The organism is Stagnihabitans sp. (assembly GCF_964946895.1).
Window position 1 is genome coordinate 23298 of record NZ_CBBQHX010000011.1, and the last position, 25492, is coordinate 48789.

The following is a 25492-nucleotide window of genomic DNA, read 5'->3' on the forward strand; positions in this document are numbered from 1 at the left end:
TGCCCTAACTGGCCCATCTCCTTGGAACTCGGGAAGGGTCGCTGGCGAAGCGACCCTTTCTCATTTATATCAACGACATGCTGCACATCACCGACGCCATTCAAATCGCCGACTGGGAACTGTCAGAGCAGTTCGTTCGTGCCTCGGGGCCGGGCGGCCAGAATGTCAACAAAGTGTCGACCGCTGTCGAATTGCGGTTTGAAGCGGAACGTTCGCCGCACCTGACCCCCGCCGTCAAAACCCGCCTGAAACGACTGGCGGGGCGTCGTTGGACCAATGAGGGTGCGATCGTCATCCAGGCCGAAGAAACCCGCAGTCAGGCGCAAAACCGGGAACTGGCACGCGAACGGCTGGTCGCCATGATCCGCGAGGCGTTGATCCCTCCGAAACGTCGGCTCGCCACCAAACCCACTTACGGCAGCATTCAGCGGCGCCTGGTGGCCAAGAAGGTCCGCAGCGGTATCAAATCCGCAAGGCAAGCGCCCGAGGAAGAGGATTAGACCCTGACATCCATCGGTTCCTGCATGCCTACGTCAAACACCCGCTTGTAGCGTTCAATCTGATCCGCCGGACCCATGGCCTTGTTCGGGTTGTCTGACAGTTTGACCGTTGGCCGCCCGTCGGCCGAGACCGCCTTGCACACCAGCGAAAACGGCGCCAGGGCGTCATCCGGCACCAAGCCACTGAAATCGTTGGTCAACATCGTCCCCCAGCCAAACGAAACCTTGACCCGCCCCACAAATTGGCGGTGCAACTCTTCGATCTTGGCCACGTCCAGCCCGTCCGAGAAGATCACCAGTTTCTGCCGCGGGTCTTCGCCGCGTGCCGTCCACCACCGAATGGCAACCTCTGCCCCATGCGCCGGATCGCCGCTGTCGATCCGGATGCCAGTCCACGAGGCCAGCCAGTCGGGTGCCTTTTGCAGGAAACCCTCGGTGCCATACGTGTCCGGCAGGATGATCCTCAAGTTGCCGTCGTGTTCCTCCTGCCAATCCGCCAGCACCTGATAGGGCGACCGGGCCAGTTCGGCATCCGTGCGTGCCAAGGCCGAATAGACCATGGGCAGTTCATGCGCATTGGTGCCAATCGCCTCGATATCGCGGCGCTGCGCGATCAGGCAATTGGAGGTGCCGATAAAGCTCTTCTCCAGCCCCTCCATCATCGCCTGCACCGACCAGTCCTGCCACAGGAAGGAATGCCGGCGCCGCGTGCCGAAATCCGCGATCTTCAGGCCCTCAATCGCTTTCAGCCGGGTGATCTTTTCCCACAGCTTGGTCATGGCGCGGGCATAGAGCACTTCAAGCTCGAACCGGCCCAATCGTTGCAGGACGGCACGGCCCCGCAGTTCCATCAACACTGCGAGGGCGGGAATTTCCCATAGCATCACCTCATGCCAGCGCCCCTCGAACGTCAACTCATACTGGCCATCGCGCTTTTCCAAGTGGTAGGGCGGCAGGCGAAGCCCCTCGAACCACTCCATGAAATCAGGGCGGAACATCTGGCGTTTGCCGTAGAACATGTTGCCACGCAGCCAGGTGCTTTCGCCCCGGGACAGCGACAAGGACCGCACATGATCCAGTTGTTCCCGCAACTCCCCCTCATCGACCAAGTCTGCCAGACGGATGTGGCGGCTGCGGTTCATCAGGCTGAACTGGACCATAGTGTGCGGTCGGTTGCGAAAGATCGACTGACACATCAATAACTTATAGAAGTCCGTGTCGATCAGGGATCTGACGATCGGGTCAATTTTCCAGCGGTGATTCCACACCCGTGTCGCAAGATCAACCATGATGAGGCTCCTTCCGCCGGTGACTATGGCAGCAAGCCGGGCAGAAGGTCAAAGCCCCATCGCACGCTTTTGCCGGGTATCAGGCGGGCAATGCGTGCCGATTTCCGCCAGAAGGTCGTGTCGCGACAGCGGTTTGACCAAAAACCCGTCCAGCCCGGCGGCCCGGCAGGCGGCCCGATCCTCGCCAAAGGCATTCGCGGTCAAGGCCACCACCGGACAGCGCGGCAGGGATCGCGCTGCTTCGAAGGCGCGGATGTCGCGGGTGGCTTGCAGACCATCCTTGACCGGCATCGACACATCCATCAGCACCATATCCGGCGGGTTGTCCTGATACAGCTGCAACGCCTCCTCGCCATTTTCCGCCTCGATCAGGGCGGCGATCTGGCCCTTGAGCATCTTGCGCAGGATCATCATGTTGGTTCGGTTGTCCTCGGCCACCATGATCCGCAGGCCCGGGCGCAACAGGGTGACCGGCCGCAGATCCACGTCCACTGCAACCGCCTTGGCCCGTGGCATGACAACCCGCAACGTGAAGACCGAGCCGCGGCCAATCACCGAACGGACAGAAATCCCGCCCCCCATCTGTTCGGCCAGCATCGAGCAGATCGTCAGCCCCAACCCGGTTCCGCCAAACTGCCGCGCGATTCCGTTGTCGGCCTGACTGAAACTGTCAAAGATCCGGCCAATCCGATCGGGCGCGATGCCGATGCCGGTATCAGCCACGTCAATCTCCAGCAGATCCGCAACCGACGGCCGCACTGTCACCGTCACGGCCCCCTCTCGGGTGAATTTCACTGCATTTCCGGCCAGGTTCAGCAGGATCTGCCGCAGTTTTCCCTCGTCACCCAGCACAGTCATTTCTGGCGGGGCCACCAGACGCAGCTCCAGCCCTTTCTTCGCCGCCACAGGCCCAAGGATGCGCATCACCCCCTCCACCGCGCCGGTCAGCGAGAAGGTGCGGCTTTCCAGCGTGGCCTTGCCCGATTGCAGCTTGGCCAGATCAAGGATGTCATTGATGATGTCGAGCAAGAGACGCCCGGATTCCAGAATGGTTTCAACATATTCGCGCTGCGCCTTGGACAATCTTGTGTCTGCCAGCAGTTCGGCCACGCCAATCACGCCGTTCATCGGCGTGCGGATTTCGTGGCTCATGTTGGCCAGAAAGCGCGATTTGGACTGACCCGCCTCCTCGGCGGCGGCGCGGGCGCGGGCAAGTTCAGCCTCACGTTCCTTCGCCTCGCTGATTTCACGCTCCACCGCAATCCAGACCTGCAACTGGCCGGCGTCATCCAGGATCGGCGTGATAGAGGTTTCCATCCAGAACACCCGCCCGTCCTTGGCCTGGTTCAACACCTCGGCGCGGACGGGACAACGGTTTTGGCGCGCGTGGTTCAGGCGCGCAATCGTGTCAGGGTCGGTCCCTGGCGCGTTCAGGATGTCCCCCGGGATCCGCCCCACCGCCTCGTCAAAGGCATAGCCCGTGATGCGGGAGAAGGCGTCGTTCACCCATTCTATCCGGCCGTCCGGGCCAGAGATGATGATGCTGTCCTTGGCATATTTCGCCACCAAAGCAAGACGTTGGCTGTCGCGGGCCGACCGCGCCAGGTCAACCTGCGCCAGTTGCTGCTCGTGCTGATGTTTCAGCAGGGCATATTCGTTGCGCCGGCGTTGCAGATAGTTCCGCTCCACCGTGTTGATGAACAGGATCGAAATATAGGCCAAAAGCCCGAAGGCCGCCGCAAAGAACCCGTATTCCAGCGAGGTCGCCAGTTCTACCCGCCGCAGATCCAGCGCCATCATCAAAAAGCCGGTCAGCGCAAAGATCGCCAGCCGGACATCCGCCGCAGGCCGCAGGTGGGGGCGCGCCAGACCGGCGTTGATCATCGCCGAAATCAGGAAGGCCGAGGCGAAGAACCGCGCCTCATGCAGGGTGATCCCCTGCCAGCACAGCGCCACGCAGCCCGCAATCGTCACCGCCTGAAACCCCGCCGATATCAGCGCAATCCGCCGGGGCCACGGCCCGGCGTCGCCCGCCTCCAGCCTGCCAATCACGGACCGCAGGCAGACCATGTCAACACCCTCTCCCGCCAGGGCCAGCGCAGCCAGCATCACCCCCAGCCAGCCCGACGCCAGCAGCGCAATCGTCCCGGCGCCGAAAACGGTGAGGGTCTGGCGCAGCCAGAAGGTGCGGATGCGGCCCTTTGCATAGTGCAAAAGCTGTCCTGCCGGGCTCATCCGGTCTTCAAAATGCGCCAAGTCAATCAGCGCATCGGTCTGCAAGTCCGCCATGCCCGCCCTTTCCCGAACCTTTGGCGAAAGCCTAGGGCCACAGGGTTAAGGAAGGCTGAACTCAATCGCGCAGCGTGACGCCCGCCGCCCGCATCGCCGCCCTTTGCGCGGCCAGCGAGCCGCCAAGGTCTATCGCCCGGCAGGCACCCTCAAGCACGGTCACGGCAAAGCCCGACGCAGCATCCAGTGCCGAAAACGCCACGCAATAATCCGTCGCCAGCCCGACCAGCGTCAGCTGTGTCACGCCACGCTGACGCAGATAGCCCTCTAGCCCGGTCGAGGTCTTGCGGTCATTTTCAAACAGCGCAGAATAACTGTCGATGGCGCTGCGAAAGCCCTTGCGGATCACCAGATGCGCCAGATCTGTCCGCAGCGCCGCGTGAAACGCAGCGCCTTCGGTGCCCTGCACGCAATGCACCGGCCACAGGGTTTGCGGGCCGTAAGGCATCTGAACCGCGGAAAACGCCTGCGCCCCAGGGTGGTTCGCCGCGAACGAGCTGTGATCCGCCGGGTGCCAGTCCTGCGTCAGGACCACGGTCTGAAACTCCTCCATCAGCGCGTTGATCTGGGGGATGATCGCATCCCCTTCCGCCACGGCCAGGGCACCGCCGGGGCAGAAGTCGTTCTGCACGTCGATCACGATCAGGGCTTCGTCATTGGGGCGCATGGCAACCTCGCTTTGCATCAGGGTTAGGCACAGTGTCGCAAAGGGTCAAGCGCCCCTTGAGTTCGCCCGCCCAACCGCCTAATTCCGCGCCATGTTCACCGTGGCCGCCCTGTATCACTTCACCCCCTTCGCGGACCCTCAGGCCCTGCGCGGACCGTTGTTTGACCTGTGTCAGGCGCAGGGCATCAAGGGCACGCTTCTTTTGGCGAACGAGGGCATCAACGGCACGGTCGCAGGTCCGGCCGAGGGGATTGCGGCCCTCCTGTCCCACATCCGCGCGCTTCCCGGATGTGACAGCCTGATCTGGAAGGAAAGCCACGCCCAGACCATGCCCTTCGTCCGCCTGAAGGTGCGTGTGAAGCGGGAAATCGTCACGCTTGGCGTCGAAGGGGTTGACCCTCTGGCCCGCGTCGGCCGCCACGTGCCGCCGCAAGATTGGAACGCGCTGATCACGGCCCCCGACGTCGCCGTGATCGACACGCGCAATGCCTACGAAATCTCCATCGGGTCGTTCGAAGGCGCCATAGACCCCGGCACCTCGACCTTCCGGGAGTTTCCCGCCTGGTGGCAAGCCAACCGTGCCAAGTTCGAGGGCAAACGCATCGCCATGTTCTGCACAGGCGGCATCCGGTGCGAGAAGTCGACCAACTACCTCCTCGGTCAGGGCGTGCCGGAAGTCTTCCACCTGCAAGGCGGCGTCCTGAAGTATCTGGAAGACATCCCCGAGGATCAAAGCCTTTGGCAGGGCGAATGTTTCGTCTTTGACCACCGCGTTGCCGTGGGGCACGGTCTGAAACAAGGCACCTCGCAGATGTGCCGGTCATGCGGCCATCCGATGGCAGCGGGAATGGATTGCCCGGAATGCGGTCCAAAAGAGATTGTAGCCATCACAAATTAGCATTTGACGCTGCTGCGGGTTAGGGCGAGTTTGCGCGCCTTCTCTGGCAGGTGCGCAATGTCCAAACCCTCGGTCTTTACTCCCGTTCTCATCGCGGGCGGCGCAGTGCTGATGCTCAGCTTTGCCCTGCGCGCCAGCTTTGGCGTCTTCCAGATCCCGATTGCCGCCGATTTCGGTTGGCCAAGGTCGGATTTCTCGATGGCCATCGCCATCCAGAATCTCGCCTGGGGCATCGGCCAACCCGCCTTTGGCGCCATGGCTGAACGGTTCGGCGACAGGCGGGCCATCATCGTCGGCGCATTGCTTTACGCGCTGGGGCTGCTGCTGACCGGCATGTCCACCACACCGGGCGCCATGCAACTGGTCGCGATCCTGGTTGGCTTCGGCATCGCGGGCACGGGCTTCGGCGTCATCCTCGCCATCGTCGGCCGCGCCACCAGCGCCGAGAATCGTTCGTTGTCGCTTGGCATCGCAACCGCCGCAGGCTCGGCCGGCCAAGTCGTCGGCGCTCCGGCAGCGGAACTGCTGCTGCAGCATTACCACTGGCCTGCGGTCTTCGGCATCTTCGCCGTGGCCATCCTGTTCGTCCTCTTCGCACTGCCCTTCCTCAAAGCCCAGCCGATGGCCACCAAGGCCGAGCTGCAGGAAAGCCTTGGCACCGTCCTTTTGCGTGCCATGAAGGACCCGTCTTACGCGATGATCTTCATGGGCTTCTTTTCCTGCGGCTATCAGTTGGCCTTCATCACCGCCCACTTCCCCGCCTTCGTGACAGAGCGCTGTGGCGCGATTGACCCGACGGGGATGCTGGCGGGGATCGGCATCACCTCGACCTCCGCACTGGGGGCCATCGCGATCTCGGTGATCGGGCTGTTCAACATCGGCGGCTCGTTGCTGGCGGGTTACCTCGGCAAACGCTATTCGAAAAAGTACCTGCTGGCCGGCATCTACACCGGCCGCACCTTGGCCTCGATCGCCTTCATCATGCTGCCGATGACACCCACGACCGTTCTGGTGTTTTCCGCTGTCATGGGCTCGATGTGGCTGGCCACGGTTCCCCTGACCTCTGGCCTTGTCGCCCACCTCTACGGCATCCGCTACATGGGCACGCTTTATGGCTTTGTCTTCCTCAGCCACCAGCTTGGGTCTTTCATGGGCGTCTGGCTGGGCGGCACGATGTATGACCTGACCGGAGATTATACCACCGTCTGGTGGATCGGCATCGCGGTCGGTGCCTTCTCGGCCCTGATCCACCTACCGATCCGCGAACGCCGGATGACCCTGCAACCGGCGTAACGCTTCCCAAGCCCGGGCCCATGCGCTAACCAGCGATAAAACGCCAAGGTCCGCATGTCCCAAGCCCTTACGCCCCGCGTCATCGTGATGAACGACACCTCCGGACGCAGCCACCACGGCTGTGCCCGGGTGATGCGTCTGCTTTATCAGGGTCTGGCACGGCATGGTGTCCAGGTGATCCACCGCAGCATGGCCCGTTCAGACTGGACGCGCGAAAAGGGCTTTGCCGAGGCGCTGACGCAGGCAGACCTGATCGTCATCAACGGCGAAGGCACCCTGCACCACGGGCGCGAGGCGGGCCGCACCCTCCTCAACGTCATCCCAGTGGCGAAAGCGCAAGGCGTGCCAGTCGCCCTGATCAACGCCCTCTGGCAAGACAACCCGGCCGAGTGGCTTGACCTGCTGGCAGGTGCCGCCCTGATCGCCACCCGCGACCACCGCAGCGCGGCCGCGCTTGCCAGCCTCGACAATGTCCGGACCCTGCCCGACCTGTCCCTGTCCGCCGGATCAGAACCCCAACCCGGCCCCCGCGACCGCCTGTATTTCGGCGACTCGGTCCGCTGGTCCACCCGCCGCGCCCTCGCACTTGCGGCCAAGCGCCTGAAAGCCGACGCGCTGCTGCCGACCAAAACCCGCGCTTCAGCCCTGTGGACCGGCAAGCCCCTCGGCCCCTGGCTCTCGGCCGCCTACCACGGCGCCGCCCCCTTCGGCCTGCCCCCCCTGCGGCTGGCGGCCTCAGAAGCCGACTACCTCGCTCTCCTCGGCCGCGCCCGCATGCATGTCACCGGCCGCTTCCACGGCATCTGCCTGTCCTTGGTCACCGGCACGCCCTTCCTCACCACAGGCTCCAACTCCTGGAAGATCGAGGCGCTTCTATCCGACGCTGGCCTCCCCAAATCCCGCGCCTTGGCCGAGGCTGACCTTGCCACCCTCACCCAATCCGACCTGAACCGCCCCTTCTCGCCCGAAGAATCCAAAGGCATCGCCGCTTTCCTGACGCAAGCGCAACGAGAAAGCGAATTCCTCTTCAAAGACCTCGCCGCCCTCGCCTGGAGGGGCCGGCCATGATCCTGACTTTCCTCTGGGCCAAACTGACCCGCAACGAGACCGCCCTCGAACGCCTGTCCCTGCCCCCTCAGGCGCTGATGGCTGACCTCAAAGGCAAGACCGTCGCCCTGATCGGCAACGCCAAAAGCCTGTCGCAAGGCCAGTTCGGCCCGCAGATCGACGCCGCCGACATCGTGATCCGCCTGAACGCCGCCCCGATGCCGTCAACCGCCTCGCATGGTGCGAAAACCGACTGGATCGCCCTCTCCACGCCGATCCCGGCTGACATCCTTGCGGCCCGCAACCCAAAGCGCCTCCTCTGGATGACCCGCAAGCGCAAACGCCTGCCCTATGCGCTGGCCACCCGCCCCGGCTTCTACCTCAACCGCCGCGCTGATGTGATGACGCTCCGCGCCAGGATCGACGGCCCCCCCACCACAGGCCTGATGATGATCGACCTCCTGTCCCGGTCCGAGGCCGCCAAAATCACCCTCTATGGCTTCGACTTCTTCGCCTCCCTCTCCCTCTCCGGCAGCCGCACCGCCGCGCAGGTCCCGCACGATTTCAACGCCGAGCGCGCCTTCGTCGAGGCCCTTCTTGCCCGCGACCCCCGGTTTTCCCTGCAAAACCCCTCCGCTATATCGGAATAACCCGCATATCGGCGGAGAGTCGGGCCCATGGCCCATTCGCCCCTTTCCCCCCTCGCCGTCATGCGATAAGGCCCCCCAGTCTTGGAAGGAACCGAGGCTTTGACGTAAAAGGAGAACCCCGATGGGCTATAAGGTCGTCGTCGCGGGTGCCACGGGCAACGTGGGCCGCGAAATGCTGAACATCCTCGCCGAGCGCGAGTTCCCGGTGGACGAGATTGCCGCACTGGCGTCGCGCAAATCCCTCGGTACTGAAATCAGCTTTGGCGAGAAAACCGTCAAAACCAAGGACCTCGACACTTTCGACTTTACCGGCTGGGACATTGCCCTGTTTGCCGTGGGTTCGGAAGCCACCAAGATCTACGCGCCCAAGGCGGCAGCGGCGGGCTGCATCGTGATCGACAACTCCTCGCTCTACCGCTACGATCCGCAAATCCCGCTGATCGTGCCGGAAGTGAACGCCGATCAGATTTTCATGTACAAGAACAAGAACATCATCGCCAACCCCAACTGCTCCACCGCGCAGATGGTCGTGGCCTTGAAGCCCCTGCACGACCGCGCCCGCATCAAGCGCGTTGTGGTGTCGACCTACCAATCCGTCTCCGGCGCCGGCAAGGAAGGCATTGACGAACTGTGGAACCAGACCAAGGGCATCTATGTCCCGGGGCAAGAAGTGGCACCCAAGAAGTTCACCAAGCAGATCGCCTTCAACGTGATCCCGCAGATCGACGTCTTCCTCGACGATGGCTCGACCAAGGAAGAATGGAAGATGGTGGCCGAGACCAAGAAGATCCTCGACAACAAGATCAAAGTCACCGCCACCTGCGTCCGCGTTCCGGTCTTTGTCGGCCACTCCGAAGCGATCAACATCGAGTTCGAAGAACCCCTCGATTGGCAAGAAGCCCAAGACATCCTGCGCGAGGCGCCTGGCGTCCTGCTGATCGACAAACGCGAGCCCGGTGGTTACATCACGCCGATCGAATGCGTGGGCGAATACGCCACCTACGTCTCCCGCGTCCGTCAGGACTCCACCATTGAAAACGGCATCTCGCTGTGGTGCGTCTCCGACAACCTGCGCAAGGGTGCAGCCCTCAATGCCGTGCAAATCGCCGAAGTGCTGGGCAACAAGGTGCTGAAGAAGGGCTAAGGCCCAACCGGGCGGCTTCCCCGCGAAGCCCGCCCGCTCAGTCCTGCAAAAGCGCCGCTCTTCAAAGGCCCTTCCTTCTGGCGGGGCCTTTTCCATTTCATTTCTGTCAAATTTGCCAGACCCCAACCCCTCCGCCGCATCCGGGCGCATGGGGTGCGATCAACACCCTCTCTCCCCACGGGCCGCCTTGCACCCAATTCGCCAAAGATCCGTCTGACCCGCACTGTCCCCCCATTTGCTCCTTTGGAAATACTCCGGAGGGGCACGGGGAGGCTGGCCTCCCCGCCGTCGTCACAAAGTGACCGTTCACCCCTGCAAGGCCGCCACAAAAGCCGCGAACAGCTTCTTCATTGCGGGCTTCTTGTAGGGAAACAGGCTTTCGCTATCCATGTCGTGCACGATCATCGCGACATCCAGTTCAAACACCAACAGCCGCCCGTCCGGAAGTTCCGCACAATCCAGTCCGAAGTAGTCCAGACCCAACCGATCTGCGATGGCCCGCATTGCACCGCCATGGCGCTTGGCAAAGCCCGCGTCAAAGTCCGCCATCCACGCCGCCTCCACCGCCCGTCGCGCCGGATTCGCCTCCATCCCGGCGTTCAGGTAATGCACCATCCAGTGCGGCGAGCAGGCCATGTGGCTGGCATAGGCCTGCCCCTTGATCAGCACGACACGGGCCTTGGCAAACATGCCATCTACGCCGCGATAGTCGACAAAAGGCGCGCAATAGAAGTCATCCTCCGGGCTGATCGCCAGAAAAGCGCTCAAATCCTCTATGTTCTCGACCTTCAGCAGCCCTTTGCCCGCATGCGACCCCACGGGCCGCACCACCGAAGGAAAGTCAAAGAACCGGCCCGAATAGGCCGCCGCGCTCAACATCAGCCGGCTGATCCGTCGCGTTGGCGGGCACAGCACGCCGGGCACGTCGGCCAGCATCTCGCTCACCCGGTCACGCGTCAGGCGGGCGATCAGACCCGGCGCGTTGTTCAGCACCCGGCCGGGATAATCCTTCAGCAAGCGCGCCAGATTGCGCAGCACGCCCACGTTCTCGGGCCCTTCTCCCACGGCCATGAACACCACGTCATGCGGCGGCAAATTGTCCAGGCTCTCTGTCTCCTCATCGACGAAATGCTGGATCAGCACGGCGTCAGAGCCCGCCAGCAGGAAGTCGATCGGCGTGTTCGCCATGAAATCACCCGGTGTCACCAGCGCCAGCACCCGTGGCCCCGCCCCCGTGCCATGCACGACCTCGAAGCTTTGCTGCACCCGGACCGCAGCCCGCTGCATCACCCGCCCCTCGTCCGCCCAGACACCGCCTTGCGCCAGCAGCAGTGTCGACAGGTCCATCGCCGCGCCCGGGTCTGCCACCTCGGCTCCGGCGCGGTTGATCAGTCCGGCGGCAAGCGGGCCGAGATCTGCTTGTTCATAGACCTGTCGCAGGATCGCCGCCTGACCAAGGCTGGGCACGATCTGCGGTTTGAATTCCTGCGGGGCTGCATGTTGCATGGACGCTCCTTCTGAATGCGTGGCCCAACGGCTACCGTCCCGAGGTGAACGACTCGTTTAAGCCCCACCCGTGCATCCATAAAATTCTCTCTGCCCCCAGAGTTGTAGAGCATTGCCCTCCAGGCGCCGCTATGGTCCCGCTGCGAACAGAAAAAGGAACCAACCGTGTTCAAACAAATCCTGCTGGCGATAGCCCTGATCGCCGCACCTGTTGCCGCGTTTTCGGCATGGGAGCATTGGTATGGCCAAGCGCCAGACCAAGCCGCTGCCCCGAACGCCCTTGGCGACATGACCGCCTTCAAGACCATCGCCACCGATGTGCAAACCATTGCCAACAAAGGCGATCTGCCCGGTGCTGCGACCCGCATCACCGATCTGGAATCGGCCTGGGACGATGCCGAAGACAAACTTCGCCCGCTGGACGGGGCGCAATGGGGCGCCGTCGATGGCAAGATCGACGCCGCCCTGAAAGCCCTGCGCGCTGCCTCACCCGAGGCTGCCAAGGTCACTGCCACCCTCGCCGCCCTGCAAACCACGCTCGACAATCCCGGCGCTGCCGTAGGGACCACGGGCGTCCAGATGGTCTCGGGCATTGCTGTCACGGATGCAGGCGGCCATCCGATCTCGTGCGAGGTCATGCTAAAGGACCTCGCTGCGCAACTGGCCCTCAAGCCCAGCGCCGACGCCACCGCTCTGCAAGCCAAGGCGCTGGAGCGCTGCAATGCCGATGATGACCAGCATGCCGACGCCTTTTCAGCTCAGGCGCTTGCACTTCTGCGGTAAGGAAGCGGCGTGACGTCAAGCGTCGCCCCCAAAATCACGCGCGACGTCCGGATCATCCAGCTCCCTGCCGTCATCACCATGGGCGGCACCGTCGATCCTCATCTGGCAGTGCGCAGGACCGCGCCACCATCACGACCTCGGCCCTGTTTCTGGGCACGATCATCCTCGTAGGGACTTGTCGAAGCGTCACCGGCAACGGGCTGGCGGCCACACGGAAAAAGGCGGCCTCAGGCCCCCACCGCTTTCAGCGCCTTTTCCAGATCATCCGCCTGTTCGCAGGTGCCGCACAACGACTTGATCTTCACGAGGTTGCCCTTGGCCAGATCAATCTTGCCGGTCGTGATGAACAACTCGCCCTGATACTCCAAGGCGCCCAGATGGTTGGGGTTGATCGACAACACCACCAGATAGGCCTTGGAGCTTTCGTCCAGCTGCCCCAGCTTGCGATAGGTGAAACCCAGCAGGTTCCAGGCATCGGCGTTCTTGGGGTCAACCTTGGTCAGGTTATCCAGCTTGGGCAAGGCCGCCGCATAATTGCCCTCGTCCACCATCGCCTTGGCCTCGTCATAGACCGAAACCGTCGCCGAAGCAGTGGAAGAGCCGTCAGAGGTGCCCGCCGCCATCGCCGGGGCGACGAAGACAGAGAAAATCGCCAGAATGCCGACCAAAAAGCTGCTGATAATATGTGCCATGTCACCGCTCCGTTTTTATTTGTTCGACCGATGATACGCACAGGGCAACGATTCCCGGCAATCAACCCTGCGTGAGGCTCAGGCCAAGCCTTCCGCCTGCAGCACTTGTTTGATCGAAGTGGTGCATTTGCCCACAATTTCCTCAAGTTCCGCATCGGTGCAGTTATAGGGCGGGGCAAGGATGACGATATCGCCCCGCGTCCCATCCACATTGCCGCCGACCGGATAGCAGATCAGCCCATTCTCCATCGCCTGCGCCCGGATCTTCAGGAACAACTTGCGCGTGGCGTCGAAGGGTTCCTTCGTCGCCCGGTCCGCCACCAGTTCCGCGCAGATGAAGTGCCCCCGGCCGCGAATGTCACCCACCGCTTCCACCCCCGCCAAGGCGTCCGCCATCCAGCCCTTGATCCGCGCCTCATTCCCGGCAACCCGGGCCAGCAATCCGTCACGCGCAATGATCTTCTGCACCGCCACACCGGCCGCACAGGCCGCCGTGTGGCCGGTAAAGGTATGCCCGGTGCCAAAGGCGCCATCCTTGGCCCGGATCACCTCCCACACCGCCGAGGTGCAGATGGCGGCCCCCAAGGGCACATACCCCGCCGCCAACCCCTTGGCGACCGACATGATGTCCGGCTCTACGCCGTCGCGTTCCAACGCGCGCCACGGCCCGGTGCGCCCGGCACCGCACATCACCTCATCGGCGATCATCAGCACACCGTAGCGGTCACAAATCTCACGCACCCGCCGCGCGTACCCCTCTGGCGCCGGCACGCAGCCGCCCGCCGCCCCCACGACCGGCTCAAACACAAACGCCGCAATCGTCTCAGGCCCAGAGGCCAGGATTGCCGCCTCCAGTTCCGCCGCGCAGGCCTCCCCCGCCGTCTCGACCGTAGCTCCCGCAACCGGTCGATAGGCATTGGCCGGTGACAGCTTGATCGACGGGATGAACGCCCCTTCATAGGCCGCCGTTCGTTCCTCGAACCCCGACAGCCCCAAGGCCCCCAGCGTATTGCCATGCCACGACCGCTGCCGAGAGATGAACCTGCGCCGAGATTTCTGGCCATTGGCGCTGTGATATTGCAACGCGATCTTCAGGCAGCTTTCCACCGCCTCAGACCCGGAGGTCACATAGACCATCTCGCGCAGAGTGCCGCCACAATGGCCCCGAATGATCTCGGTCAACTCCTCCAACGCATCGGTGGTGAAGTTGTAGCGGTAGGCGTGGGCAATATCGCCCATCTGCGCGAAGACCGCCCGGTTCACCTCGTCATGCGCATGGCCCAGACAATAGACCGCCGGCCCACCCGATCCGTCGATGTACTGCTTGCCCGCCGTGTCCCACAGATAACTCCCCTTGGCGCGCACGACCTTCGGCAGACCACCGGTGGAAACCAAGGCATCAGACTTCGCAGACATCGGGAAAACTCCTCTTTTGCCGCACCTTCGCAGCCCCGCCTATCCTCGGCAAGAGCCTTGCCGGACACCGCAGCCAAGCCTAACCTTCCGCCAATTGGAGGAGATTTTCATGCGCCGTTTCATCATCCTTGCCCTTGTCCTGCCCGTCCCCGCCTGGGCCGACACCCTTCAGGCCACCAGCCACATCACCGCCATCACGATCTACCCGCAAGGCGCCCAGATCACCCGAGAGGTGACCTTCACCGCGCCCCCCGGTCCGCATGACATCTTGATCACCGATCTGCCCGCCGACGTCGAACCGACGATGATCCGCCTCGCCTCGCCTGACGCCACCATCGGCGCCTTCGCCTTGCGCACCGACCGCCTGCCGCCGCGCGCCGAGCCCAGCTCTCCGGCGACAGACGCCGCCAAGGCCGCCGTGACGGCCGCGCAAGCCAGCGTGGCCGAGGCGCAAAAGGCCGTCGACGCCATCAATGCCCAGGTCGAAGCGCAGCAGGCCCAGATCGGCTTCCTGACCGGCCTGAAACTCGACAACGGCGGGGCGACCGCAGATAGCCTGACCGCCATCGCCGACATGATCCAGACCAAGGTCCTGACCGCCCGCCAGGCTGCACAAGCCGCACAAGCCGGCCTTCCCGCCGCCAATGCGGCCGTGACCAAGGCACAAGACAGCCTGACCCAGGCGCAAGCCGCCCTCGACGCGCTGTCGAAACCCGATGCCGACTATGCCGCCCTCTCGGTCGCCATCACCTCCACCACCGGAACCGGTCACCTGACCATCTCTCACTTCATGTCTGACGCCTCTTGGGCCCCGGTCTATGACATGACCCTCGACCGCAAGGCCCCGAAACTGACCGTCGACCGTGGCGTTCTGGTCAGCCAATCGACCGGCGAGGACTGGACCGGCGTCGACCTCACCCTGTCCACCGCGCAGCCCTCGCAGCAATCCGAACCCACGCAACTGACGCCAGAACTCAAAAGCATCGGTGACCCGCAACCCCCGGTCGCGCAAGACGCCGTGTCGGACGGCACGGCGGCAGAGCCTTTGGCCGCCCCTGTCGCCGCCGCCAGCGTGACGGCGGGCGTGACCTACCAAGGTGACACCGTCGTCTACCACTACCCCACTGCCGTCGATGTCGCGACCGGCGTGGAAAACCTGCGCCTTGCGCTCGACACGCTGACCTTCACGCCCAAGGTTCAGGCCCGGGCCGTGCCGCGCTATGACGCCACCGCCTACTTGATGGCCAAATTCACCAACACTGCAAAGGAAATCCTGCTCCCCGGTACCGCCTACCTCTTCCGCGACGGCGCTCTCGTCGGCTCGACCGATGTGCAATCCCTCGCCCCCGGCGCGGACACCACCCTCGGCTTTGGCACCATCGAGGGCCTGAAACTGACCCGCGACATGCCGCAAAAGGCGCAAGGCGATCACGGCATCTTCACCACCTCCACCCAGATGGAAGAGAAAGCCACCCTCAAGGTCGAGAACCTGACCGAGGAAAGCTGGCCCATCCACCTGCTCGACCAGGTCCCCTATTCCGAACAGGAGGATTTGCAGATCACCTTCACCGCCGACCCTGCGCCCAGCGCGCAAGACGTCGAAGGCCAGCGCGGCATTCTGGCATGGGATTTCGACATCGCCCCGAAAGAGACCAAAGAGGTCAAGCTCGACAGCGTCATGTCGTGGCCCCAGGGCAAGGTGCTGCAGTAGGCGTCCCGTAGGGTGGGGTTATAACCCCACCCTACCTGTGTCTCAACGCCCCAGGATCTTGTTCATCGACTTCACGTCCTGCGCCTTGTCCGCGAACAGCTTGCCCAATTGCTTGATCAGCTCATCCATCTCCTTGATCCTGGCCAGATCGTAGGCGGTGTTCCTGTCGACATTGTCTTCGAACAGCGAAATGCTCGACTCGACAACCGAGGCGTCAAGCGCCACCTTTTCCGCAGCCTTGGCCTGCTTGTCCAAGGCCCTCTCGGCCAACTCGGTCTTCTTGATCAGGTCCTTGTTGGTCTTGTCCTTCTGCAGGGCCTTTTGCAGGTCATTGAACTCGTTTGCCATTGTGGTCAGGGTATCGAAATTCTCCTCGGCCCGGCGCAGGATCATCTCGACATCGCCGGTCAGGGCCTTGGCCGCCCTTCGGACCTCTTTCAAACCCGCCAAGTTGGTCGAGATCATGTTTTCAGTCGCGGCAAGGACCGAAACACACTCCTTGATCGTGGCACCAAGGCCCAACTGATCCGACATTGCTTTGGAATAAGCCGTCTCGATCCCGTCAATCCGTTTGTCCGCCTCCTTCAAAGAGGATTTGAACTTCTCAACCTTCGCCAGCACTTTCTTGGTATCCAATGCCATTCTATCGCCTCCTCGTCAAAAGAGGGCATCAGACTACATCAGCCCACCCTTTGATCAATCGGTTTCAGGACGCATCGGCATGGCGCAGCCTAGGCTACGCCGCGTGACATCTTCCTAACAAATGCCTAACAGAATTTTCAAAACCTCTTAATTTCAAGGACTTGACCATGATTGCACGCGTGCAATCCGCCGGATTTCACACCGGAACGAAGCCACCCTTGGTGGGATCAAACTGCTCCAGCCCACCCTCGCCGGTGTTGTTCCAAAGGCCATGCAGGGTCAACATGTCATCGGCCACCGCATCCCTGACGAAGGGGAAGGTCATCAGGTTTTCCAGCGAAACCAGCACCGCCTCCTTCTCCAGCGCCGCGATCCGCTCCTCCGGGGGCAGACGTTCCACCCGCTGGTAGCCCGGCCGCAAGATATCCATCCACCGGCCTACGAACGAGGATTTCTCCTCCAGCTGCGGCGCCAAGCCCGAACACATATCATGGCAGCCCTTCACGCCGCCACAGTTGGAATGCCCAAGCACGACGATATGCGCCACCTTGAGCGAGGTCACGGCATACTCTACCGCCGCCGAGGTCCCGTGATACTGCCCGTCGGGATTGAACGGCGGCACCAGATTGGCCACGTTGCGGTGGATGAAGAACTCCCCCTCATCCGCGCCGAAGATCGAGGTCACGTGAACCCGGCTGTCGCAGCACGAAATCACCATGGCCCGCGGATGCTGCCCACTTTCCGCCAGCCTGCGATACCAGGCGCGGTTGTCCTGATAGCTGGTGGCGCGCCAGCCGTGAAAGCGGCTGACCAGATAGGACGGCAGGGGGCGGGCTTGGTCCATGCGAGGCTCCTGTAGGGTCGCCTGACCATAGTTTGCAATCGCAGCAAATTCGAGCAGAATCGTAGCCAATAAGCTGGCGCACGCACAGCTGCAGGCAACCCTTTCTTCAGCATGGCAGGGCAAAGTGAGCCTTGGGTGAGTTAGGAGTGTGGGACATGTCTGAGGACAATGTAGTGGCCTTGCGGCCAAATGATCGGGTACGTCAGGATGCGGAGCCCATCGCAACGATCTATCGAAACCTCGGCACGGCTTCGGCCGAACAGGTGGTGACGCGGGCCTTGACCGAGCTTGCGCTGACCATGTCTGGCCTTGCAGCCCAAGTGCAGGCGCATGATCTGGCCGACATGGCCCGCCAACTGCGCCGCCTGCAACGGATGAGCGAGAATTTGGGCCTCATCAGCCTCGGCCTGATCGCCGCCGACGTCAGCACCTGCATCGAACGCAAAGACGTCACCGCCTTCTCCGCCGTCTGGGCGCGGCTGATGCGGGTGGCCGAACGCTCGCTGGCCGCCGACCGCAGCCTGCTGGGCCTGACGCAGGGCTAGGTCTCGGGCACAACCTCAACCAGATCGCCCACGACGGTGACAAGCCAGCGCTTGCCAACGGAGGTGAAGCGCTGGCGGAAGACCGACCGTTTCGCGGCGATCTCTAGTGAGAACTCGCCCAGGATGCATGGGACGGACGACATCTCCCGGCTTCGGGTCTGGCCATTGCTTTGCTACGGAGCAAAATTCCCGTGTGCCAAAGTTCCGGCGTTTGTGGGTCGCGCAGAGTGCCACAAGTGCCTCGAAATGCCCCGCGGCCATTTCCGACAGCACAAGGCGCCAGTCGCCATATTCACGCACTGGCTGGAAGCTGAACCGCGCCACGGCATCAGGACCGATAAAGAACCTATGGGAGCAATCCTCCTTGCCGTATTTTCCCTTGAACGGGTAAGTGATTTCCAAAAAAATGCACGGGGCTGGCGGCCCTGGAATAACGGAAGGTCTGCGGCTGGATCACGTCAGGGGCCACATCGCCTTTGAAAAGCAGAAACTGTGCAATGTCTGCGCTGAACATGGGAGAGTAGCCACGCTCTGCCGCGATCTGCGCCATCAGGGCTTCGTCCACGGGGCCGACGTTCTTGCCATTGCAATAGCTGACGACCTGCAACCCCTGATCCGTCTGCGCCTGAGCGCACTGGGGCCATCCAACGACAGCGAGAAGCACCAGAAGCACGGCGCTGCCGATCATCCTGAAAAGCCTTTGCATCCTGAAATCGCCTTCTCCTGAAACCCTTGCGCCCATCGAACCTGCCCCCCCCCCGCAGGTGTCAACACCCTTGCGGCCAAGCGCCGAACGGCTAGGGTCGCAGCAGAGGAGATTGCCATGACCGCACCCCGTTTCGCTGACGCTTCCGCCACCTACCGCACCTTGACTGTTGTCACCGCCGAAGACTGGCCCGCCCTGCGCGACAGCCATCACGCGAAAGACTGGCTGTTGGCCTCGGGCTTCGAGGCTGGGTTGGGGGAGTTGCGGTTGATCCCCGGTGAGGGTGGCGTGGCCTCTGCCATCGCGGGCTTGGGCAATGCCAAGGCACGGGCGCGGCTGCGCTTCGGGCTGGCCAAGGCGATTGCGGTTTTGCCTGCGGGGAATTGGGCGCTGGAGGGTAATCTGACGGCGGCCCAACGGGATGAGGCCGTGCTGGCTTGGCTGCTGCAAGGCTATCGCTTTGACCGTTACCGCGCGGCCAAGCCTGCCGAGGCGCTGCTACGCCTGCCGGAGGGGGTTGATGGCGCGAGGCTGCTGGCGATGGCGGAAGGCGAGTTCTTGACGCGGGATCTGGTGAACACCCCCGCCTCCGACATGGGACCAGAGGAGTTGGAAGGTGCTTTTGTAGCGCTGGCGCAGCGCTTTGGCGCGGCGACGACTGTCATTCGCGGCGATGACCTTCTGGCGCAGAATTTCCCGATGGTCCATGCAGTCGGCCGCGCCTCCACCCGAGCGCCGCGGATCATGCAGATGCGGTGGGGCTCGGCTGGCCCGAAGCTGACGCTGGTCGGCAAGGGGGTCTGCTTTGACACGGGCGGGCTGAACATCAAGCCCTCCAATGGCATGAACCTGATGAAGAAGGATATGGGCGGGGCGGCCACGGTGCTGGGGCTTGCGCACATGATCATGTCGTTGGACTTGCCGTTGCAGCTGCGGGTGATTGTGCCGGCGGTGGAAAATGCGATTGCCGGCAACGCCATGCGGCCCAAAGACATCCTGACCTCCCGCAAGGGGCTGACGGTGGAGGTGAATGACACCGACGCCGAGGGCCGACTGGTGCTGGGCGACGCTTTGGCCTGGGCCGAGGAGGAGCCCTCGGACATGATCCTGTCGATGGCCACCCTGACCGGCGCGGCGCGGGTGGCGGTTGGCCCCGACCTTGCGCCCTATTACTGCAACGACGCACACGTGGTCGCAGCCTTGGAAGCGGGCGCGGTGGCGGGCTTTGACCCGGTGTGGCGCCTGCCGTTCCACGATCCCTATGAAGCGATCATCGAGCCGGGGATTGCCGACCTTGACAATGCCCCGGGCTGGGGCTTTGCCGGAAGCGCCACGGCGGCTTTGTTCCTGCGCCGCTTTGTCGACAACCCCAAGTACCTGCATTTCGACATCTACGCCCATACGCCCGCAGACCAGCCCGCCCGGCCAAAGGGTGCCGTCGGACAAGGTGCGCGCGCCGTGCTGGGCGCATTGCCTGCCATTCTGGGCCTGTAAATGGACCGCCGCCTGACCCCCGCCAGCGCACGCGTCGCCCATGTATCGTTGCGCGGGATTGTCGAGGCGCAGGCCTATACCGATGGCCAAAGGCTGCAGATTGCGACGCCTTTGGTCGACCTTTTGCGCAGCCCCAAAGGCGCGCGCGAGCGGCAGCTGTGGCTGGGCGAAGGCTTCATCGTGATTGACCGCGACGCAGGACATGCCTTCGGCTTTGCCGAAAAGGATGGCTACTGCGGCTGGCTTCCCGAAGCCGCGCTGGAGGATGGGCCCAAGCCAACGCATTGGGTGGCCTCGGGCGGGACGCATCTTTATCCCGAGCCCAAGGCCAGTTCGAAGGAACTGGCCGCCCTGCCGATGGGCGCGCGGATCACGGTTATCGGACTGGTCGGCAAATACGCCCAGACGACGCAAGGCTATATCCCGGCCAGCCATCTGCTGCCGCTTGGGCAGTACCATGCAGACCCGGTTGCCGTGGCCGAAATGTTTCTGCAGTCTCCCTATCTTTGGGGCGGCAATTCCCGCGCCGGATTGGATTGTTCAGGCCTCTGCCAGATTGCTCACCATGCTTGCGGCATTCCGATCCCCGGCGATGCGGACCTGCAGGAAACGGCCGGAACGGTGGTGCAAGGCGAATTCCAGCGCGGCGACCTGCTGTTCTGGAGCGGCCATGTCGCCATGGCGGTGGATGCGGACCGCCTGATCCATGCCAATGGCCACACGATGTCCGTGGCCTACGAGGGCATTCAAGAGGCCATCGCGCGGATTGCCGCCTCTGACGGGGCCGCCCTGCGCAGCCACCGCCGTCTTTAGCTACTCGATCACCCGCACCGACTTGGCTTCCAGCACGCGCAACACTTGTGTCAGGTCATGCCCGCGCCGCAGGATGCGGCCATCCATCGCAACGACAGCATACATCCCCTGCTTGGCACGCAGTGCTGGCCGCTTTTCCACCCGGTAGAGGGGCATCTCTGCCGTGCGCCGGAAGATCGAGAACACCGCCATATCGCGCAGGGTAGACAGGCCGTAATCCCGCCATTCCCCGGCCGCGACCATCTTGCCATAGACCGAGAAGATCACTCCAAATTCCCGCCGGTCAAAGCAAACCTGCTCCGGCGGGCGTTCGTTCAACGGGAAGGGGGTCGGCGTCTGGACCGTCATGCTATAATTCTATCGCTGAACCTTCACAAATCAAGTGCCGCGCCAACCCATTCGTCTTGGTCCATACACTCGATTTCACAATCCGAACACGCAATGACCGCAAACGGGTCACGCCGTGGCCCTCTGCCCGCCACATATCCCCGGCATACAGTCATTACCGAACGCAGGGGCCGATGGGGCGGGTTATAGCCCCCACCAAGCACGTCACACCGGTTCCTGCCGTTAAGAAGGCCCTCACCAGTATGGTGGGGGCCTTTGCTTTGGGAGGCATCGGCCCACGCAGGGTTACAGAAAGCCTTCGGCCAGTTGCAGGATTCCGGTTTCTTTGCCGCGCCAGTTCTTTTGCACCGCGTTCAAACGCTTTCTGGCGTAAGGATGTTCGGCGTCCAGCGCCCCCAACCGGACCAGCAGCGCCGTGATCACCGCGTCAGAGGCCCGATAGCCGCCGTCCACGATCTTCACCGCAATTCCGCGCTTCAACTCGGGCAGAATCGCAATATGGACAGCTTCCGCCCCGCCTTTCAGAGTGACCTTGCCATCCATCGCCCGCATCAACTCAGTGTCGGTCGAGGTGTCGCCGGCCACCAGTTCGGGGTATTTGGCCATCGCCCGGCCCAGCCGATACATCGCGCGGTCCCGGGCATCGCCCTCGCCCGTCGCACCGGCAAAGCGTCCCATCGCGCGTGCCAGCCCATGGACCGAGGTCGCAAAGTTCGGGGCAGAACAGCCGTCAACCCCCCAGCCGGGGCTGGTCTCGCCGGTGGCTTCCTCGAAAGCCTGCTTCACCATCACCTGCAGCGGGTGGTCATGCTCGACATATTCCGAGCCGCCCTTGATGTGCTGGTTCAACGTCAGGAAACCCGAGTGTTTGCCCGAGCAGTTGTTGTGGTACTGACACGGGCTTTCATTCGCACGGATCAGACGGTCCCGCTCGATCTTGTCGGAGGGTTCGTGCGAGCCGCAGCGCAGATCGGCCTCGCCCATGCCCAAGCCCTCAAGCCAGGACGACGCCATCTTCACATGCAAGGCTTGCCCGTGATGGCTGGCGCAGGCGAAGGCCAGTTGCGCCTCTGTCAGACCCACGGCGTCGGCGGCCCCGCTTTCCACCAGCGGCAAGGCCTGCAGCATCTTGCAGGAGGACCGCGGGAAGATCACCTGATCGGGGTTGCCCCAAGCTTCGACAATCTCGCCTTTTTCGTCGCAGATCACCGCGTGACCCGCGTGAAAGCTTTCCAAAAGCCCGCCACGCCAAGTCTCCACCATACGTTGCGCCTGCCGGTTTGTCGTCGTCATACCATTTCCCTCACGTTTCAGCGAAAACCTGCCCAAGGGGCTTTCGCAAAAGTGCCATTGTCGTTTAGATATGGGATATCGAGTGAATATGGTCCGCGCCACAGGAAAAACCCCGCATCAAAGGGTTCCAGGCGGGCTGAGGCTTCTGGAGGCTTAAGTATGACAAACTGGATGATGCGCGCCGTGATCGGCGCTGCTCTGGTCCTGACGGCAGAGTCGGCAGGTGCGCAGACAAGCACGGCCCAGTCCGACAATCTGGTGGCCACCAAAACCGCATGGAGCGTGTTTGCGGATACCAGCCCGAAGGAATGCTGGGGCGTGTCCAAACCCAAGGAAAGCGTGAACACCCGTGACGGCAAGCCCGTGACGGTCAAGCGCAGCGACGTGCTGCTGTTCGTGACCTTCCGTCCCGGCCAAACCGGTGGGGAGACGTCATTTACCGGAGGCTACCAGTTCGCCGACAAATCGAACGTGGATGTCACCATCGACGGCCAGACCTACGAGATGACCACCAAGGGCGAATGGGCTTGGGTTGCCACCCCCGAGGATGACGCCAAGCTGCTGGCCGCGTTGCAAAAGGGCTCTGAGGCCACTCTGACGGCGCATTCTGGCAAGGGCACCCAGACCAAGGACACCTTCAGTCTGTCCGGATTTACCGCTGCGATGTCGGAAGCTGCAAGCCGCTGCAAGTAACTGCGGCTCGACTCGCGCAGCGCAAGTGGCCGTGACGTCGAGGACACGGCATAAAGCTTGGCAGGGCTGCGAAATAAGATGAGGGGCTCCCACCCCTAGGAACCCCTCATCCACCCCACGCGCTCCCAGCACCGCACGTGTTCTATGAAAGGTTCGGGACATGATGTCCGTGTTCAAAACATAGCAGGAATCAGCGCGGGCTGGCAAAGGTCAAGAATAGAAAACTTGACCCTTAACCATGCGTTGTCCTGTTCGATCAGGCGAAAGCGGCCTCTTTGCCGAAATGCTTGGTCAGGATATAATACAGAACCGCGCGGAACTTGCTGCGCTCGGACCGGCCGTAAGTGTCCAGGGCTGCGGAAATGGCCTCGTCCAAGGCCGGGCTGTCGGTCAGGCCCAACTTCTTGATCAGGAAATTCTTCTTCACGGTGTCAAGCTCAGCCTTGTCGGTGCCCGCCACGGTCGAGGCATCCTTGTCATAAATCGCCGGCCCGCAGCCGATGGTAATCTTGGTCAAAAGCGCCAGATCGGGGTTGATCTTGCATTTGGTTTTGAGGTCTTCGGCATAAACCGCAATCAAATCGTCTCGCTTGCTCATCTCACTCATCCTGTTTGAATACTTGGCCAGCAGAACTGCGCTGCCCGACAGCACTTTAGGGCCACCGTGAAAAGCCACAAAGGGAATATTTGTCGCGGCTTCCCCCTCGGCGGAAAGCGAAAGGCCCGCCGAGGGGGCGGGCCTTTGACTTGGGACGGCAGGGGCAATCGCTTAGTAGCGGTAATGTTCGCTCTTGAACGGGCCCTCGACCTTCACGCCGATATAGGCGGCTTGGTCCGGCTTCAGTTCGGTCAGCTTAACGCCGATCTTTTTCAGGTGAAGGCGGGCGACCTTTTCGTCCAGCGCCTTCGGCAGGATATAGACGCCGGGGGCATAGTCCTTGCCCTTGGTGTAAAGCTCCAGCTGGGCCAGAACCTGGTTGGTGAACGAGGCCGACATCACGAAAGACGGGTGGCCGGTCGCGTTGCCAAGGTTCAGCAGACGGCCTTCCGACAGCAGGATGATCCGGTGCCCGTTGGGCATCTCGATCATGTCGACCTGTTCCTTGATGTTCGTCCACTTGTGGTTGCGCAGCGCAGCCACCTGGATTTCGTTGTCGAAGTGGCCGATGTTGCCGACGATCGCCATGTCCTTCATCTCGCGGATATGCTCGATGCGGATGACGTCCTTGTTACCGGTGGTGGTGATGAAAATGTCGGCGGAGGCGACTTCATCTTCCAGCAGCGTCACTTCATAGCCGTCCATCGCCGCTTGCAGAGCGCAGATCGGGTCCACTTCCGTGACCTTCACCCGCGCGCCAGCGCCGCGCAGAGACGCCGCAGAGCCTTTGCCCACGTCGCCATAGCCGCAAACGACCGCGACCTTGCCGGCCATCATGGTATCGGTGGCGCGGCGGATGCCGTCGACCAGCGATTCCTTGCAGCCGTACTTGTTGTCGAACTTCGACTTGGTGACCGAATCGTTCACGTTGATCGCCGGGAAAGGCAGTTGGCCTTTCTTGTGCAGCTCGTACAGACGATGCACGCCCGTGGTGGTTTCTTCGGACACGCCCTGAATCGCGGCGCGTTGCTTGGTGAACCAGCCGGGCGACAGCTTCAGACGCTTCTTGATCTGGTTGTAGAGGCAGACTTCTTCGTCCGAGGTCGGGATCTCGATCAGGTCGGTCTCACCGGCCTCAACCCGGGCGCCAAGCAGGATGTACAGCGTCGCGTCCCCGCCATCGTCGAGGATCATGTTGCAGGTGCCGCCTTCGCCGCCGAACTGGAAGATCTTGTCCGTGTAATCCCAGTATTGCTCCAGCGACTCGCCTTTGATGGCGAAGACCGGCGTTCCCGAGGCGGCGATGGCCGCGGCCGCGTGGTCTTGCGTCGAGAAGATGTTGCAGGACGCCCAACGCACATCTGCGCCAAGGGCTTTCAGCGTCTCGATCAAGACACCGGTCTGGATCGTCATGTGCAAGGAGCCAGAGATACGGGCCCCCTTCAGCGGCTGGGTCGGGCCAAACTCCTCGCGGCAGGCCATCAGGCCCGGCATTTCAGTTTCAGCGATGGTCAGCTCTTTACGACCGAAGTCAGCAAGGGCGATATCTTTGACGATGTAATCCGCAGCCATGCGGTGTTCTCCTTGAATCTGTTGTTGCCCGGCAGATAGCATCTACAAGGCAATTCGAC

The 25492-nt window shown here is 62.6% G+C and carries 26 protein-coding genes; 12 read left to right on the forward strand and 14 right to left on the reverse strand.

Translation table 11 applies throughout. The features are described from left to right. Positions 1 to 77 precede the first annotated feature (77 nt). Entirely contained in the window at positions 78 to 500 is a 423-nt protein-coding gene (gene arfB / locus AC1Y2B_RS09180) for an alternative ribosome rescue aminoacyl-tRNA hydrolase ArfB (RefSeq protein ID WP_482252781.1), read from the forward strand. Here arfB and pncB read toward each other — a convergent pair. The 3 genes from pncB to pncA all read right to left on the reverse strand — a co-directional run bounded on the left by pncB (position 497) and on the right by pncA (position 4745). Then, complete coding sequence (gene pncB / locus AC1Y2B_RS09185; protein ID WP_482252782.1) at positions 497 to 1789, reverse strand: nicotinate phosphoribosyltransferase; 1293 nt, start codon at positions 1787 to 1789, stop codon at positions 497 to 499. The two genes, arfB and pncB, sit on opposite strands and share 4 nt — an antisense overlap. A gap of 48 nt (positions 1790 to 1837) precedes the next feature. Further along, a complete protein-coding gene (locus tag AC1Y2B_RS09190; RefSeq protein WP_482252783.1) occupies positions 1838 to 4078 on the reverse strand; it encodes a hybrid sensor histidine kinase/response regulator in 2241 nt (746 codons plus the stop codon). Between the two features lie 61 nt (positions 4079 to 4139). Then, positions 4140 to 4745 (reverse strand): bifunctional nicotinamidase/pyrazinamidase, encoded by a 606-nt coding sequence (pncA, locus tag AC1Y2B_RS09195; protein WP_482252784.1) that lies wholly within the window; start codon positions 4743 to 4745, stop codon positions 4140 to 4142. Positions 4746 to 4836: 91 nt separating this feature from the next. Between pncA and trhO the strand changes: the two genes are divergently transcribed. From trhO to AC1Y2B_RS09220, 5 genes are all read left to right on the forward strand, one after another. Continuing rightward, positions 4837 to 5643 (forward strand): oxygen-dependent tRNA uridine(34) hydroxylase TrhO, encoded by an 807-nt coding sequence (gene trhO / locus AC1Y2B_RS09200; protein WP_482252785.1) that lies wholly within the window; start codon positions 4837 to 4839, stop codon positions 5641 to 5643. A gap of 57 nt (positions 5644 to 5700) precedes the next feature. Then, positions 5701 to 6936, forward strand: coding sequence for an MFS transporter (locus AC1Y2B_RS09205; RefSeq protein ID WP_482252786.1), 1236 nt, complete (start codon positions 5701 to 5703; stop codon positions 6934 to 6936). A gap of 54 nt (positions 6937 to 6990) precedes the next feature. Then, positions 6991 to 8004: a polysaccharide pyruvyl transferase family protein gene (locus AC1Y2B_RS09210; protein WP_482252787.1), complete on the forward strand. Its 1014-nt coding sequence runs from the start codon at positions 6991 to 6993 to the stop codon at positions 8002 to 8004. Next, positions 8001 to 8633 carry a glycosyltransferase family 29 protein gene (locus tag AC1Y2B_RS09215; protein WP_482252788.1) on the forward strand — a complete coding sequence of 211 codons (633 nt, stop codon included), beginning with the start codon at positions 8001 to 8003 and terminating at the stop codon, positions 8631 to 8633. The genes AC1Y2B_RS09210 and AC1Y2B_RS09215 overlap by 4 nt, the downstream gene beginning before the upstream one ends. A gap of 121 nt (positions 8634 to 8754) precedes the next feature. Continuing rightward, positions 8755 to 9777, forward strand: a complete 1023-nt coding sequence (locus tag AC1Y2B_RS09220; RefSeq protein WP_482252789.1) for an aspartate-semialdehyde dehydrogenase — start codon at positions 8755 to 8757, stop codon at positions 9775 to 9777. A 306-nt stretch (positions 9778 to 10083) separates the two neighbouring features. Here the strand turns inward: AC1Y2B_RS09220 and AC1Y2B_RS09225 are convergent, their stop codons facing one another. Then, positions 10084 to 11283, reverse strand: a complete 1200-nt coding sequence (locus AC1Y2B_RS09225) for an ATP-grasp domain-containing protein (RefSeq protein WP_482252790.1) — start codon at positions 11281 to 11283, stop codon at positions 10084 to 10086. 165 nt (positions 11284 to 11448) lie between these two features. Between AC1Y2B_RS09225 and AC1Y2B_RS09230 the strand changes: the two genes are divergently transcribed. Further along, positions 11449 to 12066 carry a hypothetical protein gene (locus AC1Y2B_RS09230; protein WP_482252791.1) on the forward strand — a complete coding sequence of 206 codons (618 nt, stop codon included), beginning with the start codon at positions 11449 to 11451 and terminating at the stop codon, positions 12064 to 12066. 227 nt (positions 12067 to 12293) lie between these two features. On the opposite strand, the gene AC1Y2B_RS09235 is transcribed toward AC1Y2B_RS09230, so the two are convergent. Both AC1Y2B_RS09235 and AC1Y2B_RS09240 read right to left on the reverse strand, forming a co-directional pair. Further along, positions 12294 to 12758: a tetratricopeptide repeat protein gene (locus AC1Y2B_RS09235; protein ID WP_482252792.1), complete on the reverse strand. Its 465-nt coding sequence runs from the start codon at positions 12756 to 12758 to the stop codon at positions 12294 to 12296. A 78-nt stretch (positions 12759 to 12836) separates the two neighbouring features. Further along, the gene (locus AC1Y2B_RS09240) at positions 12837 to 14174 is read right to left on the reverse strand and encodes an aspartate aminotransferase family protein (RefSeq protein WP_482252793.1); all 1338 of its coding nucleotides are present in this window, start codon (positions 14172 to 14174) and stop codon (positions 12837 to 12839) included. A 109-nt stretch (positions 14175 to 14283) separates the two neighbouring features. Between AC1Y2B_RS09240 and AC1Y2B_RS09245 the strand changes: the two genes are divergently transcribed. Continuing rightward, positions 14284 to 15885: a DUF4139 domain-containing protein gene (locus tag AC1Y2B_RS09245; protein WP_482252794.1), complete on the forward strand. Its 1602-nt coding sequence runs from the start codon at positions 14284 to 14286 to the stop codon at positions 15883 to 15885. Positions 15886 to 15927: 42 nt separating this feature from the next. Here AC1Y2B_RS09245 and AC1Y2B_RS09250 read toward each other — a convergent pair whose 3' ends face one another. Both AC1Y2B_RS09250 and AC1Y2B_RS09255 read right to left on the reverse strand, forming a co-directional pair. Then, entirely contained in the window at positions 15928 to 16527 is a 600-nt protein-coding gene (locus tag AC1Y2B_RS09250; protein ID WP_482252795.1) for a hypothetical protein, read from the reverse strand. Positions 16528 to 16723: 196 nt separating this feature from the next. Next, a complete protein-coding gene (locus tag AC1Y2B_RS09255) occupies positions 16724 to 17371 on the reverse strand; it encodes a carbonic anhydrase (RefSeq protein ID WP_482252796.1) in 648 nt (215 codons plus the stop codon). 155 nt (positions 17372 to 17526) lie between these two features. Between AC1Y2B_RS09255 and AC1Y2B_RS09260 the strand changes: the two genes are divergently transcribed. Then, the gene (locus AC1Y2B_RS09260; protein WP_482252797.1) at positions 17527 to 17916 is read left to right on the forward strand and encodes a hypothetical protein; all 390 of its coding nucleotides are present in this window, start codon (positions 17527 to 17529) and stop codon (positions 17914 to 17916) included. Here AC1Y2B_RS09260 and AC1Y2B_RS09265 read toward each other — a convergent pair. Continuing rightward, the gene (locus AC1Y2B_RS09265; protein WP_482252798.1) at positions 17913 to 18059 is read right to left on the reverse strand and encodes a hypothetical protein; all 147 of its coding nucleotides are present in this window, start codon (positions 18057 to 18059) and stop codon (positions 17913 to 17915) included. The genes AC1Y2B_RS09260 and AC1Y2B_RS09265 overlap by 4 nt on opposite strands. 203 nt (positions 18060 to 18262) lie before the next feature. Further along, complete coding sequence (locus AC1Y2B_RS09270) at positions 18263 to 18622, reverse strand: hypothetical protein (RefSeq protein WP_482252799.1); 360 nt, start codon at positions 18620 to 18622, stop codon at positions 18263 to 18265. A 117-nt stretch (positions 18623 to 18739) separates the two neighbouring features. Between AC1Y2B_RS09270 and AC1Y2B_RS09275 the strand changes: the two genes are divergently transcribed. Together AC1Y2B_RS09275 and AC1Y2B_RS09280 are read left to right on the forward strand one after the other, a co-directional pair. Then, positions 18740 to 20116 (forward strand): leucyl aminopeptidase family protein, encoded by a 1377-nt coding sequence (locus AC1Y2B_RS09275; RefSeq protein WP_482252800.1) that lies wholly within the window; start codon positions 18740 to 18742, stop codon positions 20114 to 20116. Continuing rightward, on the forward strand, positions 20117 to 20929 hold the full coding sequence (locus tag AC1Y2B_RS09280; RefSeq protein ID WP_482252801.1) for a C40 family peptidase: 813 nt from the start codon (positions 20117 to 20119) through the stop codon (positions 20927 to 20929). It begins immediately after the preceding gene. On the opposite strand, the gene AC1Y2B_RS09285 is transcribed toward AC1Y2B_RS09280, so the two are convergent. Further along, positions 20930 to 21277 (reverse strand): DUF2794 domain-containing protein, encoded by a 348-nt coding sequence (locus AC1Y2B_RS09285; protein WP_482252802.1) that lies wholly within the window; start codon positions 21275 to 21277, stop codon positions 20930 to 20932. It abuts the gene before it with no gap. 285 nt (positions 21278 to 21562) lie between these two features. Further along, positions 21563 to 22570, reverse strand: a complete 1008-nt coding sequence (locus AC1Y2B_RS09290) for an asparaginase (protein WP_482252803.1) — start codon at positions 22568 to 22570, stop codon at positions 21563 to 21565. 159 nt (positions 22571 to 22729) lie between these two features. Between AC1Y2B_RS09290 and AC1Y2B_RS09295 the strand changes: the two genes are divergently transcribed. Next, a complete protein-coding gene (locus AC1Y2B_RS09295; protein WP_482252804.1) occupies positions 22730 to 23263 on the forward strand; it encodes an invasion associated locus B family protein in 534 nt (177 codons plus the stop codon). 256 nt (positions 23264 to 23519) lie between these two features. Here the strand turns inward: AC1Y2B_RS09295 and AC1Y2B_RS09300 are convergent, their stop codons facing one another. Then, a complete protein-coding gene (locus tag AC1Y2B_RS09300) occupies positions 23520 to 23861 on the reverse strand; it encodes a DUF2853 family protein (protein ID WP_482252805.1) in 342 nt (113 codons plus the stop codon). Between the two features lie 171 nt (positions 23862 to 24032). After that, entirely contained in the window at positions 24033 to 25433 is a 1401-nt protein-coding gene (gene ahcY, locus AC1Y2B_RS09305; protein WP_482252806.1) for an adenosylhomocysteinase, read from the reverse strand. Positions 25434 to 25492 lie beyond the last annotated feature (59 nt).

Bases quoted from the DNA above. Each gene is read 5' to 3' on its own strand.
- arfB (WP_482252781.1), top strand. From the start codon at position 78: ATGCTGCACATCACCGACGCCATTCAAATCGCCGACTGGGAACTGTCA.
- pncB (WP_482252782.1), bottom strand. From the start codon at position 1,789: ATGGTTGATCTTGCGACACGGGTGTGGAATCACCGCTGGAAAATTGAC.
- AC1Y2B_RS09190 (WP_482252783.1), bottom strand. From the start codon at position 4,078: ATGGCGGACTTGCAGACCGATGCGCTGATTGACTTGGCGCATTTTGAA.
- pncA (WP_482252784.1), bottom strand. From the start codon at position 4,745: ATGCGCCCCAATGACGAAGCCCTGATCGTGATCGACGTGCAGAACGAC.
- trhO (WP_482252785.1), top strand. From the start codon at position 4,837: ATGTTCACCGTGGCCGCCCTGTATCACTTCACCCCCTTCGCGGACCCT.
- AC1Y2B_RS09205 (WP_482252786.1), top strand. From the start codon at position 5,701: ATGTCCAAACCCTCGGTCTTTACTCCCGTTCTCATCGCGGGCGGCGCA.
- AC1Y2B_RS09210 (WP_482252787.1), top strand. From the start codon at position 6,991: ATGTCCCAAGCCCTTACGCCCCGCGTCATCGTGATGAACGACACCTCC.
- AC1Y2B_RS09215 (WP_482252788.1), top strand. From the start codon at position 8,001: ATGATCCTGACTTTCCTCTGGGCCAAACTGACCCGCAACGAGACCGCC.
- AC1Y2B_RS09220 (WP_482252789.1), top strand. From the start codon at position 8,755: ATGGGCTATAAGGTCGTCGTCGCGGGTGCCACGGGCAACGTGGGCCGC.
- AC1Y2B_RS09225 (WP_482252790.1), bottom strand. From the start codon at position 11,283: ATGCAACATGCAGCCCCGCAGGAATTCAAACCGCAGATCGTGCCCAGC.
- AC1Y2B_RS09235 (WP_482252792.1), bottom strand. From the start codon at position 12,758: ATGGCACATATTATCAGCAGCTTTTTGGTCGGCATTCTGGCGATTTTC.
- AC1Y2B_RS09240 (WP_482252793.1), bottom strand. From the start codon at position 14,174: ATGTCTGCGAAGTCTGATGCCTTGGTTTCCACCGGTGGTCTGCCGAAG.
- AC1Y2B_RS09245 (WP_482252794.1), top strand. From the start codon at position 14,284: ATGCGCCGTTTCATCATCCTTGCCCTTGTCCTGCCCGTCCCCGCCTGG.
- AC1Y2B_RS09250 (WP_482252795.1), bottom strand. From the start codon at position 16,527: ATGGCATTGGATACCAAGAAAGTGCTGGCGAAGGTTGAGAAGTTCAAA.
- AC1Y2B_RS09255 (WP_482252796.1), bottom strand. From the start codon at position 17,371: ATGGACCAAGCCCGCCCCCTGCCGTCCTATCTGGTCAGCCGCTTTCAC.
- AC1Y2B_RS09260 (WP_482252797.1), top strand. From the start codon at position 17,527: ATGTCTGAGGACAATGTAGTGGCCTTGCGGCCAAATGATCGGGTACGT.
- AC1Y2B_RS09265 (WP_482252798.1), bottom strand. From the start codon at position 18,059: ATGTCGTCCGTCCCATGCATCCTGGGCGAGTTCTCACTAGAGATCGCC.
- AC1Y2B_RS09270 (WP_482252799.1), bottom strand. From the start codon at position 18,622: ATGCAAAGGCTTTTCAGGATGATCGGCAGCGCCGTGCTTCTGGTGCTT.
- AC1Y2B_RS09275 (WP_482252800.1), top strand. From the start codon at position 18,740: ATGACCGCACCCCGTTTCGCTGACGCTTCCGCCACCTACCGCACCTTG.
- AC1Y2B_RS09280 (WP_482252801.1), top strand. From the start codon at position 20,117: ATGGACCGCCGCCTGACCCCCGCCAGCGCACGCGTCGCCCATGTATCG.
- AC1Y2B_RS09285 (WP_482252802.1), bottom strand. From the start codon at position 21,277: ATGACGGTCCAGACGCCGACCCCCTTCCCGTTGAACGAACGCCCGCCG.
- AC1Y2B_RS09290 (WP_482252803.1), bottom strand. From the start codon at position 22,570: ATGACGACGACAAACCGGCAGGCGCAACGTATGGTGGAGACTTGGCGT.
- AC1Y2B_RS09295 (WP_482252804.1), top strand. From the start codon at position 22,730: ATGACAAACTGGATGATGCGCGCCGTGATCGGCGCTGCTCTGGTCCTG.
- AC1Y2B_RS09300 (WP_482252805.1), bottom strand. From the start codon at position 23,861: ATGAGCAAGCGAGACGATTTGATTGCGGTTTATGCCGAAGACCTCAAA.
- ahcY (WP_482252806.1), bottom strand. From the start codon at position 25,433: ATGGCTGCGGATTACATCGTCAAAGATATCGCCCTTGCTGACTTCGGT.